At 31.6% G+C, this 16,956-nt stretch carries 18 protein-coding genes; 14 read left to right on the forward strand and 4 right to left on the reverse strand.

Features of this window, described 5'->3' with window-relative positions:
• Nucleotides 1–176 precede the first annotated feature (176 nt).
• From B5E75_RS12560 to B5E75_RS12620, 13 genes are all read left to right on the forward strand, one after another.
• On the forward strand, nucleotides 177–1,358 hold the full coding sequence (locus tag B5E75_RS12560; protein ID WP_087359776.1) for an ATP-grasp domain-containing protein: 1,182 nt from the start codon (nucleotides 177–179) through the stop codon (nucleotides 1,356–1,358).
• A gap of 10 nt (nucleotides 1,359–1,368) precedes the next feature.
• On the forward strand, nucleotides 1,369–2,124 hold the full coding sequence (locus B5E75_RS12565; RefSeq protein WP_087359779.1) for an esterase family protein: 756 nt from the start codon (nucleotides 1,369–1,371) through the stop codon (nucleotides 2,122–2,124).
• Between the two features lies 1 nt (nucleotide 2,125).
• On the forward strand, nucleotides 2,126–3,334 hold the full coding sequence (locus B5E75_RS12570) for an ATP-grasp domain-containing protein (RefSeq protein ID WP_087359782.1): 1,209 nt from the start codon (nucleotides 2,126–2,128) through the stop codon (nucleotides 3,332–3,334).
• A gap of 238 nt (nucleotides 3,335–3,572) precedes the next feature.
• Entirely contained in the window at nucleotides 3,573–4,520 is a 948-nt protein-coding gene (locus tag B5E75_RS12575) for a magnesium transporter CorA family protein (protein ID WP_087359785.1), read from the forward strand.
• A gap of 102 nt (nucleotides 4,521–4,622) precedes the next feature.
• Nucleotides 4,623–6,095 carry a glycoside hydrolase family 1 protein gene (locus tag B5E75_RS12580; protein ID WP_087359788.1) on the forward strand — a complete coding sequence of 491 codons (1,473 nt, stop codon included), beginning with the start codon at nucleotides 4,623–4,625 and terminating at the stop codon, nucleotides 6,093–6,095.
• Nucleotides 6,096–6,097: 2 nt separating this feature from the next.
• On the forward strand, nucleotides 6,098–6,349 hold the full coding sequence (locus B5E75_RS12585; RefSeq protein WP_087359791.1) for a kinase to dihydroxyacetone kinase: 252 nt from the start codon (nucleotides 6,098–6,100) through the stop codon (nucleotides 6,347–6,349).
• A gap of 2 nt (nucleotides 6,350–6,351) precedes the next feature.
• Nucleotides 6,352–7,278: an AEC family transporter gene (locus B5E75_RS12590; RefSeq protein WP_087359794.1), complete on the forward strand. Its 927-nt coding sequence runs from the start codon at nucleotides 6,352–6,354 to the stop codon at nucleotides 7,276–7,278.
• A gap of 124 nt (nucleotides 7,279–7,402) precedes the next feature.
• Nucleotides 7,403–8,821: an NAD(P)/FAD-dependent oxidoreductase gene (locus B5E75_RS12595; protein WP_087359797.1), complete on the forward strand. Its 1,419-nt coding sequence runs from the start codon at nucleotides 7,403–7,405 to the stop codon at nucleotides 8,819–8,821.
• Between the two features lie 97 nt (nucleotides 8,822–8,918).
• A complete protein-coding gene (locus B5E75_RS12600; protein WP_087359801.1) occupies nucleotides 8,919–10,565 on the forward strand; it encodes a VanW family protein in 1,647 nt (548 codons plus the stop codon).
• Nucleotides 10,566–10,637: 72 nt separating this feature from the next.
• A complete protein-coding gene (gene folD, locus B5E75_RS12605) occupies nucleotides 10,638–11,498 on the forward strand; it encodes a bifunctional methylenetetrahydrofolate dehydrogenase/methenyltetrahydrofolate cyclohydrolase FolD (RefSeq protein ID WP_087359804.1) in 861 nt (286 codons plus the stop codon).
• Nucleotides 11,488–11,688, forward strand: a complete 201-nt coding sequence (locus B5E75_RS12610) for a DUF951 domain-containing protein (protein WP_087359807.1) — start codon at nucleotides 11,488–11,490, stop codon at nucleotides 11,686–11,688. Before folD ends, B5E75_RS12610 begins: the two co-directional genes overlap by 11 nt.
• Nucleotides 11,669–12,139, forward strand: a complete 471-nt coding sequence (locus B5E75_RS12615) for a GNAT family N-acetyltransferase (RefSeq protein ID WP_087359810.1) — start codon at nucleotides 11,669–11,671, stop codon at nucleotides 12,137–12,139. Before B5E75_RS12610 ends, B5E75_RS12615 begins: the two co-directional genes overlap by 20 nt.
• Nucleotides 12,140–12,149: 10 nt before the next feature.
• Nucleotides 12,150–12,551 (forward strand): secondary thiamine-phosphate synthase enzyme YjbQ, encoded by a 402-nt coding sequence (locus tag B5E75_RS12620; protein ID WP_087359813.1) that lies wholly within the window; start codon nucleotides 12,150–12,152, stop codon nucleotides 12,549–12,551.
• A 90-nt stretch (nucleotides 12,552–12,641) separates the two neighbouring features.
• Here the strand turns inward: B5E75_RS12620 and B5E75_RS12625 are convergent, their stop codons facing one another.
• The 4 genes from B5E75_RS12625 to B5E75_RS12640 all read right to left on the reverse strand — a co-directional run bounded on the left by B5E75_RS12625 (nucleotide 12,642) and on the right by B5E75_RS12640 (nucleotide 14,792).
• Nucleotides 12,642–12,860, reverse strand: coding sequence for a helix-turn-helix domain-containing protein (locus tag B5E75_RS12625; protein WP_087359816.1), 219 nt, complete (start codon nucleotides 12,858–12,860; stop codon nucleotides 12,642–12,644).
• A 136-nt stretch (nucleotides 12,861–12,996) separates the two neighbouring features.
• The gene (locus tag B5E75_RS12630) at nucleotides 12,997–13,839 is read right to left on the reverse strand and encodes a DegV family protein (RefSeq protein ID WP_087359819.1); all 843 of its coding nucleotides are present in this window, start codon (nucleotides 13,837–13,839) and stop codon (nucleotides 12,997–12,999) included.
• Nucleotides 13,836–14,258, reverse strand: coding sequence for a MarR family transcriptional regulator (locus B5E75_RS12635; RefSeq protein WP_087359821.1), 423 nt, complete (start codon nucleotides 14,256–14,258; stop codon nucleotides 13,836–13,838). The genes B5E75_RS12630 and B5E75_RS12635 overlap by 4 nt, the downstream gene beginning before the upstream one ends.
• 51 nt (nucleotides 14,259–14,309) lie before the next feature.
• Nucleotides 14,310–14,792 carry a phosphatase PAP2 family protein gene (locus B5E75_RS12640; RefSeq protein WP_087359823.1) on the reverse strand — a complete coding sequence of 161 codons (483 nt, stop codon included), beginning with the start codon at nucleotides 14,790–14,792 and terminating at the stop codon, nucleotides 14,310–14,312.
• Between the two features lie 285 nt (nucleotides 14,793–15,077).
• On the opposite strand from B5E75_RS12640, the gene B5E75_RS12645 reads away from it, so the two are divergent.
• On the forward strand, nucleotides 15,078–16,956 hold a 1,879-nt coding region (locus B5E75_RS12645; protein WP_087359826.1), incomplete at its 3' end, for a CocE/NonD family hydrolase.

Raw genomic sequence — 16,956 nt, forward strand, 5'->3', positions numbered from 1 at the left:
CCGAACACAGAAGTTAAGCATCATAGCGGCGAAGATAGTGGGCAACTGCGACAATAGCACGCTGCCAGTTCACATGACGGTCCAGTCTTCTTCTGGTTCCGTCCTTTTTTTTATTCTTTTTTTTATTTATTATGATATAATAGAAAAAAGGATATAAAAAGGGGGAATTTTATTTTATGAATTTTGTATACATATCACCAAGTTTTCCAAAAAATTTTTATCAATTTTGTAATCGCTTAAAATTAAATGGTGTTACTGTTTTAGCAATTGCAGATACTCCATATGATCAATTAAGCGAAGAATTAAAGAATTCTATTGATGATTATTATCAAGTTTATTCAATGGAAAATTATGATGAAATGATAAAAGCAATGGGATATTTTATTTTTCATTATGGACATATTGACTGGCTAGAATCAAATAATGAATACTGGTTGGAACAAGATGCTAAATTACGTACAGATTTTAATATTACAACAGGTATTCATACGAATCATATTGAAGATATTAAATGCAAATCAAAAATGAAGAAATTTTATGAAGAAGCAGGTGTCAAGACTGCACGTTATCACCTTGTTACTAATTTGGATGAAGGTCTACAATTTATTGAAAAAGTAGGTTATCCAGTTGTAGTGAAACCTGATAATGGCGTAGGAGCAGCTAAAACTTATAAAATTTCTAATCAAGATGAATTAGAAAATTTTTATCAAGAAGAACATGTTACACAATACATTATGGAAGAATTTGTGAATGGGCTCATTATTTCATACGATGGTATTGCTAATCTTGACAAAGATATTATTTTTGAAACATCACATGTTTTCCCAAATCCAATAATGGATGTTGTTAATGATCAAAGCAGTATGTATTATTACTCATTAAGGGAAATTCCATATGATTTAAAACAGGCAGGACATGCTTGTGTTAAAGCCTTTTATACAGCAGGAAGATGTTTCCATATGGAATTTTTTAAACTTCTAGAAGATAAAGAAGGATTAGGGAAAAAGGGAGATATTATTGGTTTAGAAGTGAATTTACGTACACCAGGGGGATATACTCCTGATATGATGAATTTTGCAAATGACATAGATGTCTATCAAATTTATGCAGATATGGTAACTAAAGGATATAGTGAATATGATCATCATCGTCCATATCATTGTGTATATTGTGGAAGAAGGGATGGTATAACTTACACACATAGTCATGAAGATATTATATCTCAATACCATTTCGATTTAGTTATGTGTGAAAGAATGCCAGATATTCTAAGTGGAGCAATGGGGAATTTTACGTATACTGCACGTTTTGAAAATATGGAACAAGTTGATGCTTTTGTTCAATATGTTTTAGGATAGGAGGGAGAATATGAAAACAGAATGGTTTAAAGAATATAGTGATTGTTTATTGCGTGATATGGAATTTAAAGTTTATGGACATGCTGGAACACCAATATTAGTGTTTCCATCACAAAACGGAAGATTCTTTGATTTTGAAAATAACGGAATGGTTCATACTGTTGAACATCTTATTGATGAGGGAAGAATTCAGCTTTTCTGCTGTGATAGCATTGATCAGGAATCTTGGTCTGCTGAAGGGGGAGATAATCGCCATCGCACTTATATGATTGAACAATATTTCTATTATATTGTTAATGAATTGGTACCAAGAATATTTGAAATCAATTCTTATGGAAATAATGGAAATTATGCTGAAGGTATTTATACAACAGGTTGCTCAATGGGGGCATCTCATGCCGCTAATTTTATGTTTAGAAGACCTGATATTTTTAAAGGAACAATTGCTTTGAGTGGCTATTATGATAGTGATTTATTCTTTGGTGATTATCATGATGATATTTTATATCGTAACTCACCCGTACAATATTTAAATGGAATGAGTTATGACCATCCTTATGTTGATATGTATCGTCAATGCCATATTGTATTATGCTGTGGGCAAGGGGCATGGGAAGATGATATGATTAGAAGTACATCACGTATGAAAGAACTTCTTGAATATAAAGATATTCCTGCATGGATTGATTTTTGGGGATATGATGTGAATCATGATTGGGATTGGTGGCAAGTACAATTCCCATATTTTGTAGAAAGGGTGATCTAATATGAACGTGATCTTTATTTCGCCAAATTTTCCGGCATATTTCTATAACTTTTGTGATCGTTTAAAAGTCAGAGGAGTTCGTGTATTAGGAATAGGCGATGAGAATTATGAAAATCTGCCATATCATACAAAACTTGCCTTAACAGAATATTATCGTGTTGATGATTTGGAAGATTATGAAAGTGTATATAGAGCTTGTGCATATTTTACATGGCATTATGGAAAGATTGATTGGATTGAATCTCAAAATGAATACTGGCTGGAATTAGAAGCAACATTAAGAAATGAGTTTAATGTGACAACTGGAACAAAGATTCAAGATCTTTCACCAATGAAATATAAATCAAAAATGAAAGATGTTTATAAATCTGTAGGAATTCCAACCGCACGATATCGTAAAGTAGATGACTATCTAGCAACTAAAGCTTTTGCAAATAGAGTTGGATATCCAGTCATTGTTAAACCCGATAATGGTGTTGGGGCAAGTTCAACATATAAATTGAAAAGTGATGATGAGTTAGATTATTTCTTTGCGACAAAACCACCTTATATTCAATTTATTATTGAGGAAATGGTGCCAGGGCATGTAGAAACTTTTGATGGAGTTACTGATAAAGAAAAAAATATTTTGATTTGTTCATCTCATGTGATGCTGAATTCTATCATGGATAATGTCAATGAATTGAGTGATACTGCATTCTATTCACAGCCTGTTGAAGGATTGGATTTATATGAAATAGGAAAAAAAGTTGTAGAAGCTTTTGATACAAGAAGTCGTTTCTATCATTTTGAGTTCTTTAGATTAGATGAAGATAAAGAAGGTCTTGGTAAAAAGGGTGATATTGTAGGCTTAGAAGTGAATATGAGAGCACCAGGTGCTTATATGCCAGATATGATTAATTATGCTTATAACGTTGATGTATATACGATATGGGCAGATATGATCAAATATAATGAATGTTTCTATGATATTCATCGTGAATATTGGGTAGCTTACACTGGTCGTAGAGAGGGAATCTGGTATATGTACAATTATGATCAGATTAGAGAAAAGTATGGAGATCAAATTGCTTTAGAAACAGATGTTCCTGCGGCTTTAAGTGCTGCAATGGGTAATCATGTTTTCATTGTTAAATCAAAATCCAAAGAAGAAATGTTTGAAATGATTCGTTATATTTTAAAAAGAGAAGATGGAACGGATTGGATTTAAGAATAATAAGATTTAAGTTGAAAGTAAACTTTTAATTTAAATCTTTTTTTGTTAAAAAAACAAAAAAATTACCTTTCTAAGGCTTCTATCTCTCATATTTTGTGTTATAATGGCATGGGAAAAGAAAGAAGGTGTTATTATGTCTCCGGAGCCGGATGAAGAAACGAATTTCAATATTAAACAAAACATAACAGGAGGCATAATAAAAATTCTCCTGTTATAGAATAGGAGGATTAAAATGATAGAATTTTACAAGACTTTTGGAACTGAAACAAAAAAAATTGAAGCATTGGAAACAGGATGCTGGATTAATGTCATTTCACCTACTGAAGAAGAAAAAAATTTTTTGATTGAAAATTTAGACGTTGTTCCTGAATTTGTACAGGCATCTTTGGATGAAGAAGAAAGTTCACATATTGATTTTGATGATGACTATAATCAAACATTAGTCATTGTCGATTATCCAAGTGCCGAAGAAACTGAAGGTAAATATGATAAAATGACTTTACAGTATACAACATTACCTTTAGGTATTGTTTTAATGAAAGGATATATTATTACAATTTCTCTATATGAAAATTTAAACATTGAAGATATGGCTACAGGGAAAGTCAAAGGTATTCATACAGAAATGAAAACAAGATTTTTATTGAAATTGTTATTAAGGATTTCTCAAAGATATTTGATTTATTTACGCCAAATTGATCGCTTATCTTCATTAACTGAGCATAAACTTCATCGATCAATGCAAAATAAAGAATTAATACAAATGTTGGGATTAGAAAAATCATTGGTTTATTTTTCAACTTCTTTAAAAACTGATGAAATAACATTAAATAAAATCATGCGTGGAAAATTAATCAAATTATATGAGGATGATCAAGATTTATTAGAGGACGTACTGGTTGAGATTCATCAGGCTATTGAAATGTGTAATATTTATTCAAATATTTTATCTGGAACAATGGATGCCTTTGCTTCTGTTATTTCTAATAATTTAAATATTGTAATGAAGGTATTAACTGTGATTACAATTGTGATGGCTATTCCAAATATCGTTTTTAGTTTTTATGGAATGAATGTTACTGGATTACCTGGACCTGTATGGTGGGTACCAACTTTGATAGCGTTAATTGCGTGTGGTGTGGCTACATTTATTTTTATGAAAAAAGATATGTTTCATTAAGTACATTGTAAAGATGTACTTTTTTTCTCATCTTTCTTTTTTTGAAAATAAAGACATGATGAAATGGAATGATGTATAATAGAAGAAAGAGGAGGAGAAAACATGGTAAGACAATTTCCAGAAGGATTTTTATGGGGTGGAGCAACTGCTGCCAACCAATATGAAGGTGGATGGAACGAGGGAGGAAAAGGAATCAGTGTTTCTGACTGTGCCAGGCATCATTTAGATGTAGATGTGCAAGATTATAAAGCACAAAATGCCATTACAACAAAAGATATTGAAGAAGCATTACAATCAACTGATGAGTCATTATATCCCAAAAGACATGGCTCTGACGGTTATCATCATTATAAAGAAGATATTCAACTATTTGCCCAGATGGGATTTAAAGTTTATAGAATGTCCATTGCATGGTCTAGAATCTTCCCTAATGGAGATGATTTAGAACCAAATGAAGAAGGATTGAAATTCTATGATGATATTTTTGATGAATGTTTGAAATATGGAATAGAACCATTAGTGACAATGTCACATTATGAACCACCAATCAATATTGTTTTAAATTATGATGGATGGGCATCAAGAGAAGTCGTAGATATGTTTGTCAGATATGTTAAGGTCATCTGTGAAAGATATAAGGATAAGGTCAAATATTGGCTGACATTCAATGAAGTTGATTCAATGATTAGACATCCTTATACAACAGGAGGACTTGTCGAAGACAGATTTCCAGGAAGAAACTTTCAAGAAGTGATTTTTCAGGCGATGCATCATCAGTTTGTAGCTTCTGCCTTAGCTACGAAAATATGTCATGAAACAATACCAGGATCAAAGGTAGGATGTATGTTGACAAAGCTTACATATTATCCATATACATGTAAACCAGAAGATGTATTACAGGCACAACAGGATATGAGAAGTACATATTGTTATAGTGATACACAAGTATTTGGAGAATATCCAGCATATCTTCTTGCGAAATTCAAGAATGAAGGTATTCATATTCAGGTGGAAGATGGAGATTTGGATATCATGAAAAAATATCCAGTAGACTTTGTATCATTTAGTTATTATTCATCTAGCTGTGTTGCGAAAGATGATCAAGGATTAAAGAAAACAGCTGCTAATACAATGACAGCCATTAAAAATCCATACATTCCTTCATCTGAGTGGGGATGGCAAATTGATCCTATTGGATTAAGAGTATCTTTGGTGGATTTATATGATCGTTATAGAAAACCATTATTTATCGTAGAAAATGGTTTAGGAGCAAAAGATGAACTTATTGATGGAACAGTGGATGATCAATATCGTATAGATTATTTTGCAGCACATTTTAAGGAAATGTTGAATGCGATAGAAATAGATGGTGTTGATTTGATGGGATATACGTCTTGGGGATGTATAGATTTAGTAAGTGAATCAACAAAACAGATGAGTAAACGCTATGGATTCATCTATGTCGATTGTGATGATTTAGGAAATGGAACATATAAACGATATAAAAAGAAATCATTTGATTGGTATAAGAAAGTCATTGAAACAAATGGAGCATGTTTGTTTGAAGGAGAATAACGATGTTAGAATATAAATTTGATACACAATTACTTATTGAAGGTAAGAATTTAAACGAAGATGAAATTCATGATTATATTACAGAACATTTTCAAGGGGACTGTTTATTGGCAGTAGGGGATGATGAACTTATCAAGATTCACTATCATACAAATGAGCCATGGCTTGTTTTAGAATATGCAGCAACACTTGGTGAAATCTATGACATTGTTGTTGAAAATATGGAAAGACAAGCTCATGGATTAAGAGGATAAGTGTGGATTTACAAGTTATTATTTTACAGATGATACAATTATTTCTAGTGATTGCACTGGGGTATGGTTTATTAAAAATCAAGATTCTTGATGTGGAATTTAATAAACGTTTAACAAGTTTACTATTATCAGTCACAACACCAGCTTTAATTGTATCTTCTGTTTTATCAACGACTTTAGAAAAAGATATTTCAAAGATTGCTTTTGTTTTTATTGTGGGTGTCATTATCTTTATTGTTTTACCAATACTTGGTTTTATTATTGTAAAAATAATAAAAGTACCAACGCATCAGCAAGGCTTATATATCTTTATGACTATGTTTTCTAATATTGGATTTATGGGATTTCCAGTAATGAAATCTATTTTTGGTAACGAAGCTGTTTTTTTGACTGCTATTTTTAATATGTTATTTAATTTATTAGTCTTTACTGTAGGTATTGTTTTTATGAATTATCATTCTACAGAAAAAATTAAGATGAATGCCAGACAGTTACTTTCACCAGGAGTCATATCATCTTTGATTGCTTTATTGATTTATTTAACAGAGATACAGGTACCCGATGTCATCGCTTCAACAATAACGATGGTAGGAGATATTACTACACCAATTGCAATGATGTTGATTGGTTCAACACTCGCAACGATTCCATTAAAAGAAGTTTTCAATGAAATCAGAGTTTATCCTTTTACCATTTTAAAACAAATCATTATTCCCATCATTGCTTATCCAGTTTTAAGTTTCTTTATCCAAGATCCTCTTATTTTAGGTGTATCCTTAATCATGATTGCAATGCCAGTAGGCAATATAGCTGTTTTATTTGCGACAGAATATCAAAAAGATGTCGCTTTAGCTGCGAAAACTGTTTTTATGACAACCTTACTTTCAATTATCACTATTCCTGTTATTGTCGCATTGTTTTTGATATAGTGAAAAAAGTTTTATCAATTCATAACATTTTTTAATCCATTTTATTGTATTGACAATGTATTGATTTTATGAATATAATAAACGAGGATTATTTAATAATGCCCCAGAAATGAGGCGTTTTTTTATGCAAAAGAATTATGATGTCATTATTGTTGGGGCTGGACCAGCAGGAATTATGACAAGTTATGAATTGTATTTAAAAAATCCAGAATTAAAAGTCTTACTTATTGATAAAGGACATGATGTGATGTATAGACATTGTCCAATTAAAGATAAGAAAATTAAAAGTTGTCCACAAATTAAAGAAAATGAACCAGGATGTTTACCTGCATGTTCGATTACTTCAGGGTTTGGAGGAGCAGGCGCTTATTCTGATGGGAAATTTAATATTACAAGTGAATTTGGTGGATGGCTGACAGATTATTTAGATAATCAGGAAGTTGAAGATGTGATTCATTATGTTGATGAATTGTATTTAAAACATGGAGCAACACGTGAAATTACAGATCCAACAACAGATAAAGTAAGAGAAATTGAAAAACGTGGATATGCGGTTGGATTAAAATTATTACGTGCCAAAGTAAGACATTTAGGAACAGAAGAAAATTTAAGAATTATGACAGAAATGTCAAATGAATTAAAAGAACATATTGATATAGCTTTTAAAACAGCTGTTAAAGATATTATAGTAGAAGATCGTCATGTTAAGGGAATTATCTTAGAAAATGGTGAAGAAATCTATGCCCCTCATGTTGTTTTGGCACCAGGACGTGATGGATCAACATGGCTTGCGAAAGTGTTTAAACATCAAGGACTTGAACTCTATAACAATCAAGTGGATATTGGGGTCAGAGTTGAAACAAGTAATATTGTTATGGATGAAATTAATCAAAATTTATATGAAGGAAAATTTGTATATAATGCTTCTGTAGGAACAAAAGTCAGAACATTCTGTTCTAATCCAAGTGGGCATGTTGTTATTGAGAATCATTCTGGAACAATGTTAGCCAATGGACATGCGTACCATGATCCAAAACTAGGAAGTCCTAATACAAACTTTGCTTTGCTTGTATCCCATGTCTTTAGTGAACCGTTTAATGAACCTAATGAATTTGCACATGAAGTAGCTAGATTAGCAAACATGTTATCACATGGAAGTATTATTGTGCAAAGATATGGGGATATTAAAAGAGGTCGTCGTACAACAGCCAAACGTTTAAAGGAAGGATATACTGTTCCAACCCTACCAGAAGCTGTACCGGGAGATTTAGGATTGGTATTACCATATAATACGATGAAATCAATTATTGAAATGATTGAAGCTTTAGATCATGTTACACCTGGAATTGCCAATGAACATACTTTGCTTTATGGTGTAGAAGCCAAATTCTATTCAGCTAGACCTAAAGTAAGAGAAGGATTTGAAAGTGAAATAGATGGATTGTATGTTGGTGGTGATGGTGCTGGTTTAACAAGAGGACTTGCTCAAGCTGGAGCAAATGGTATATTAATTGCCAGACATATTATTAATAAGCAAAAATAGTCGAAAAAATACGACTATTTTTTTATATCTCCATCTTGCAAGAAGCATCAAAGAAGTTTATGATATGTGAGTAGAATCTATAGGAGAAAATAAGACTATGAAATATAAAAAATGGTTAAAAAATAAAAAAGTAATGATTCCAGCTGGAATGATATGTGTATTATTAACTATATATCTTATTTTATGTATTATGGCAGGAACAGGGGATTTTGTTTCTAATACAACAATTAATGGTATAAAGGTTGGACAGCTAACTCAGTCAAAAGCTATTGAAACTTTAAATCAACAATTTGAAGATGATACAGAAAAATTATTGATAAAAATGAAAGCTAAAGATCAAACTTATACGATTGATTTCACAGGAAATGTATCTTTTGATGCTAAAAAGGGTGTGGAAAAGATTATTAAAAATAAAGGAAACTTTTTAACAAGAGGATATGATTATTTAATGAATCATGATTTTGTTATTCCTGTAACGATTCAAAGTGAGAATCAAATGAAAGAAGCTATTCAAAAGAGTCAAATTCTTAATTATGACACAGCACAAAAGACAACTTATGAATTAGGGAAGCAGAAAATTATTTTTAAAAAAGGGCATAATGGTGAAAGAACAACTGAAAAATTAGTGATTCAACAAATTCAACAAGCTTTTAAAGATTATGATTTTCAAAAAGAAATACAGTGTCACTTAGAACAAACACATCTAGAAGACAATGAAATGCAATCAATATATAAAGAATTAGCGACAGAAGCTAAAAATGCGACTTTAGATAAAAATAATGATTACGCTATTGTTGATGCTAAAGTGGGGGTTGCATATGATTTAGAGAAAGCTCAAGAAGTCTTTTTAAAAACAAAAGAAGGAGAAACTTTTGAAGTTTCAGCTAAGATTACGCAACCAGATATTTCTACTGAAGATTTAAAAGAGAATTTATTTAAAGATGTTTTAGGAAGTTATTCCACATATGTCAGTGGTTCATCTGTTAGAAAGAATAATGTCCGTTTAGCAGGAATAAAATGTAATTCTATCTTATTGCCGGGAGAAGAATTTTCATTCAACAAACAAGTTGGACAACGTACCACAGCCAGAGGATTTGGAGCAGCTGGAGCTTATCGAGATGGAGAAACAGTTAATGAAGTGGGTGGAGGTATCTGTCAATCATCTTCCACATTATATAATGCAGTGTTGCTTTCTAATTTAGAAGTCACTTTAAGATCTAATCATAGCTATGTATCTAGTTATGTACCCATTGGTAGAGATGCGACTGTTTCTTGGGGTGGACCTGACTTCAAATTTAAGAATAACAGAGATTACCCTATCAAAATAGAAATGTCTTATAGTGGTAGTCGTCTGTATTGTAAGATTTTAGGAACAGATGTTGATGGAACATATGTAAAAATCACAAGTCAAAAATTATCTTCTACACCTTTTCAAACTCAATATATTGATGATCCAACATTAGAGCTTGGAAAAGAAAAAGTTCAGACAAGTGGCTACACTGGAGCAAAAGCACAATCATATCGTTATGTCTACGATAAAAACGGAAATTTGATTTCTTCAAAGAAAGAAGCTTATAGTGTCTATAAAAAACGTGATAAAGTCGTCAAAAGAGGTACAAAGCCTGTAGAAGTTACCCCAATTCAACCTGTACCTGAAGCACCTGCTGATAATTCTACTCAGGAATCCTCTCCTCAAACACAACCTTCAACAAATCAACAACCACAGACTCCAATTGTTCAATAGAGGAATTCGTCTTCCTCTTTTTGTTTACAAGTGATTTTATTTTGATATAATTCATATAAGGGAGTGGTAGATATGAATATAGATGGAAAATTAATATCACAAAAAAGAAAAGATGCATTAAAAATGAAAATAGATGAATTAAAAGAACAAGGGAAAAGAATACCGAAATTAACAGTTATTTTAGTTGGTGAAGATCAAGCTAGTCAAACATATGTGCGTAATAAAGATAAAGCCTGTGCTTATGTCGGTATGCTTTCAGATATTATAAGATTGGATGAACAGACATCTCAAGAAGAATTAGTTCGAATCATTCAATCATTGAATCAAGATGATAAAGTTGATGGTATATTGGTTCAATTACCTCTACCTTCTCATATTGATGAAGATTGTATTTTAAATACAATTGATCCTTGTAAAGATGTTGATGGGTTTCATCCATCAAATGTCGCAAAACTTGTTTTAGGTGAAAAAGGACTTGTCCCATGTACACCAAAAGGAATGATGGTTTTATTAGATGAGATTCACTATGATTTAACAGGTAAAGAAGTTGTTGTTGTAGGGCGTAGTAATATTGTTGGAAAACCTGTAGCCCTGTTATGTTTACATAAACATGCGACAGTAACGATTGCTCATTCTCGTACAAAGAATTTACCGGATTTATGCAAACGAGCAGATGTTTTAATTGCAGCTATTGGAAAACCTCGTTTTTTTAATAAAGATTATATAAAACAAGGGGCTGTTGTTTTAGATGTCGGTATTAATCGTGATGAAAATCATAAATTATGTGGTGATGTGGATTATGAAGATGTAAAAGATATTGTTTCATATATTACACCAGTACCGGGAGGAGTAGGCCCTATGACCATAGCCATGTTAATGGAGAATACTTATCAGGCATATTTACAAAGGGAGGAACTGAAAAATGGAGTATAATTTGAATGATATTGTAGAAATGAAGAAACAACATCCATGTAAAAAATCTAATCAATGGAAAATTATTCGTATGGGTGCGGACATTAAAATTAAATGCTTAGGATGTGGCGCTATTGTTATGTTTTCACGTCGTGATTTTGAAAAACGTTTAAAAAAGGTTATACCTGCTCATGAAGATACGATTGATTAAAGAAAAAGATAATTTAGAAGTTGAAAAACTCATTCGAGATTGTTTAATTGAATTTGGTGGTAATAAACCGGGTTGTGCATGGGAAGATAAAGATTTAGGACAGTTTTATCAAGTATATCAACCTAAAAATAAACAATATTTAGTTGTTATAAAAGATAATCATGTGGTAGGAGGATGTGGGATAGGTCCTCTAGATGGAATAGAAGGAATCTGTGAATTACAGAAAATGTATTGTTATAGTGAGGTGAGAGGCACTGGGATTGCTCAAGAACTTTTGAATCAATCTTTAGAGTTTGCCAGACAATATTATTATCAGTGTTATTTAGAAACATTTTCCAATATGATTGCAGCCAATCGTTTTTATCTTAAAAATGGTTTTCAACTGTTAGATCAACCACTTATCAAAGGACCCCATTATGCCTGTGATAAATGGTATATCAAAGATCTATAGAGGTGATTTTATGTTAGTAACACATCATTATCAATTTTCAAAACGTATGGAAATGCATGACATCACAGCAACAGTCAAAAAAGATGTTCAACAATCTCAAATACAAGAAGGTATAGTTGTTGTTTATACGCCACATACAACAGCAGGAATTACAGTCAATGAAAATGCTGATCCGGATGTTGTAAGAGATATGCTGGCAGGTTTTGAACGTGCTTTTCCAACGTATCATTCAGATTATCATCATTTTGAAGGAAATTCCCATGCTCATATGAAATCAACAATTTTTAATGCCAGTCAAACTTTTATTATTCATCAAGGAAGAATCATATTAGGAACATGGCAAGGTATTTATTTATGTGAGTTTGATGGACCACGAAAAAGGACCTTTTATGTCAAAATAATAGCAGGATAAAAGGCATATTGTTGATCTAAAGTGAATTGAATAAATATTTCATTGGATAAAAGAGTGAAAACTTACGTTGTAATCAAAGATGTATGACAATCAGCATACATCTTTTTTTAAATTTTCAACATATTGAATAATATCTTCTACACGACAGTGTAATATAAAACAAAGGGTGTCAATTGTTTTGGTTGTGATGGCTTTCCCTTGTTTAATTCTATACATTGTATTAGCAGAAATTCCTTCTTTATAGATGAGAGCATACTCTGTAATGCCTTGCTTATACATTGTTTCATACAATGGTTTATAACTAATCATATTTATCACCCAATTCAACTTTAGCATAGTCAAAACGTTGACTAGGCTTAATATATTGAGTATAAAAAAGTGCTTTCAAAAAATAAAAAATTGATGATCATACATATAGTATGTTATCATCAATTTCTTTTAAACATTATTTTTTCACAACATAAGTAATTAAACGAGCTCCAGGTCCCGCATGTGTTCCAATGACTGGACCAATAACACCATGTAAAGTTTCACCAAAATGGAAAGCTTCTCTTAAAGTATTTTCAAACTTGTCTAAACCATCAGTTGAACCATTATAACCAATACAGATAGGTTCATTTAAGTCCATTTCACCATTTTGTTGAATCAAGTCTATAATTTTTGCAGTTGCTTTTTGTGCTCCTCTTGCCTTAGCAAACATTTCTAATTTTCCATCATCAAAACCTATAATAGGTTTAAATTTCAAAAGTGTTCCAGCTGTAGCAGCTGTTTTGGATAAACGCCCACCTTTGTATAAATATTCCAAAGTATCCACAAAGGCATATAGACGAATACGATGCTTATATTCTTCTAAGAATGTATAAATATCCTGAGCTACCATTCCTTCATCTCTTAAAGCGACAGCTTTTAAAACAAGTAAACGTTGCATTTGCGTTGTTCCTAAGCTATCAATCACATAAATATCATCATATTCTACTAAGTCTTTAGCAAGATTAGCACTTTGATATGTTCCGCTAATTGTGCTAGATAATGTTATCACAATAACACTATCCTTGTTATCTTTTGCTGTTTCATAAAGATCAGCAAAATCTTGTGGTGAAGGTTGTGATGTTGAAGGTAATGTATCACTATTCACTAACAAATCATAAAATTGATCAGGTTGTAAATCAATGCGATCTTTATATTCTTTTCCATCGATAATAACTTTTAATGGAACGACTTCAATGTTTAATTCTTTAGCGTATTCTAAATCAATATCTGAAGTAGAATCAGTAATAATTTTAATCATTTTTTTTCCTCCGTCATCAAGATTCTAATTGTATGAAGCATTTTTTCTAAGGATTTAATTTCTTCTTTGCTGAAAAGTTTTTCAATCTTTCTTAAAGCACTCTTAATATAACGGTCATTTTCACGATAAAACTCTAAAAACTTCGCTGTGACTTTTAAATGATAAGAACGCTTATCCTCTTGACTGACCGTTTTAATTAAATATCCTTTATCAACCAATTGATTGATTTTATACGTTGCATTGGGTTGTGAAATCCCCATATATTTTGCATACTCTAAAATAGTAGGTTCACCTAACATATAGATAATATCTAAGCTAAATGCTTCTTGCATCGTAAGCTCTTTAGATGCTGCACACATAGATGCATAAAAATTCATTTTAAAAATATTATAAACAGCTTGAAATTCTTGACTGAGCATAAGACCTCCTTATAAATACTTAAAATATTTTAAGTATAGTATAAATTATTTTTAATGAAAGTCAATTATAAAACATAGAATTGCAATAATAATTGCTGCAAAAACATCACTGATATGATGCACTCCACTGAAAATACGAGTAAGACTCACAATGATTGCGATTATACAAGCAAAGATACCAATATATGTATTCGCATAAAAACAAATCAATGCAATAATACAGGCACTGACACTATGGCGACTGGGAAATGATTCACCATGTTTATGTCCTTTTAAGGGTTTGATATCCATGTGGTCATAAGGACGAGGGCGATTCACTATTTTTCTAAAAATCGTCACAATAATAAAAGCAATACATGGTCTTAATATCGCTTCTATAAAGTGAGGATTATGCGTTAACCATAAGTTGATCAATACACATGGATAGATCATGAAAGTAATATAAGGACAGTATTCTGTTAGAAAAAGAATGGTTTTTTCTAAACGAGGACGTTGTCTTATGTAGGCTAACATTGATTGATAGAAATGCTCCAAATTGCTCACCCTTTCTTTACCATTATATCTAAAATATGTGATGAAAACAAATAAAATCTGTTGTTGTATTCTTATTAATCATTGAAAATAAAAAAATAGATACAAGCTCTTATTTTAATGGATAAAGAAATGAAGAATCAACATATTAATGGAAAATTGTATTTTATTGACAGTTTATCTTGTTAAGAATAGAATATTATTAATTAAAGAAATAAATATACATAAGATTATCTATTATTTTAGAGATGAAAATGAATTATATTTTTATTAAAGGGGATGGTGTTTATGGAACAATGGAACTTTTATGTGTCTGGCATTTTATATGATAAGTTTTTTCAAGAAGATGTAAAAATCATGATTTCAAAGCTTGATGTCTATTCAGGAAAATGGCAAGAAAAGACGTTATTTAGCGAATCTGAAAGTGAAAACTTGAAAAAAATATGTCATCGAGATATTTTGTCTTTTTTTAAGCGAAAAAAAGATTATGAAGAAAAGATTTTTAGTGGTGCAAAACAGTTTCAAACATCATGGAACGAACAGTTTCAATTAAAAGAACATAATGTCTATATTCAAAGACATAAACTCTATCCAATGGATTTATGTTTTGATCAAACAGGTATATATGCTGTTTTGATGGCAGCAAGGGATATGGTTTGTATATTAGTAAAAAATGGATATGAAAAAAGGACGATATTAAAACAATGGGAAGGTTTGACTTATTCAAAAGTCAATGTTTTTCCTGTTCAAAAAGCAAAAACATTTGATGTACAAACAAAAGATCATATCTCTCTAGCAACTGATGTCTATTTGCCAGTAAATAAAAATCAAAGTCAATTTCCAACGATACTCGTTCGTACTCCTTATGGAAAGAAACAAGGTTATTTTCAATATTGGCGATTTATTCAAAGAGGATATGCAGTTGTTATACAAGATGTTCGTGGTAGAGAAGAAAGTCAAGGCGAATGGATGCCATCGTACTATGAAGTAGAAGATGCTAATGATACACTGAATTGGATTGCTTCACAAAGCTGGAGTGATGGTTGTGTAGGAATGATAGGAGCTTCTTATTTAGGTTATGTACAATGGGCAGCTTTATGTAGCCGAAATGTGCATCTTAAAGGTATCGTTAGTTTTATGTGTTCTGGAAGTGCTTTTGTGGATATACCAAGACGTGGAGGATGTTTCAATTCTGGGATGTTGGCATGGGCATTTGCGATGGCACAAAAAACATTTTTACCAGAGAACATGACTCAGGATTGGGATTATTTAATGAAAATACGACCTATTTCTAAAATTCCTGAAGTGGCTTTAGGGAAGCCTATTGATTTTCTTAATCGCTGGTTAAAACATGAGAATATGGATGATTTTTGGAATACAATGGATTGGGAAAAAAGAAGTGGTGGTTATCAAGTCCCTGCTCTTATTATATCTGGTTGGTTTGATGATAATGGTATGGGAACAACACAGGCTCTACGTTTAGTTAAATCATGGAAACCGAAAACATGGAAAGCCATCATAGGAGCATGGAAACATAACGGGAATGCTGAATATGACTTACATCATGTTGATATGGGAGAGAATGCTTTAAGATATGATATTGATTTACAATGTATGTTATGGTTAGATCGATTTGTGAAAGGGGTTCATAATGGTATTGAAGAAGGAGCACCTGTTGAATATTATACATTGCATGAAAATAGATGGAAAACTGCTTCAACATGGCCTGTTTCAAATCATAGAGTGAAGCTCTATCTACAAGATTCTGATGACAAAGCCAATGGAAATACTTTGGCATGTGGAAGTGGACATTTGATTGAAAATCAACCTTTCAAAAATGGCTGGAGTATGTATTGTTATGATCCTGATAATCCTGCAAAGCACATCATTGATGTATCAGAGAATGAACTGGAAGTTCCAGAAAATTACATTCATGAAGAAAAAAGAAAAGATGTTCTCACCTTTTCAACAGATATTTTAAATCATCCCATCACAATTACTGGAGATTTTAAAGTCAAACTATATGTTTCCTGTGATTGCCCTGATACAGATATTGTTGTGAGAATCTGTGATGTTGATCCTTTGGGAAATTCAATAAAATTGGCAGATGGTGTGCTAGATTTAAAATATCGAGATGGTTTTGAACAACCAAAATTTCTTCAAAGTG

The sequence above is a fragment of the Massiliimicrobium timonense genome (assembly GCF_002160865.1).
Taxonomy (GTDB): Bacteria; Bacillota_I; Bacilli_A; order Erysipelotrichales; family Coprobacillaceae; genus Allocoprobacillus.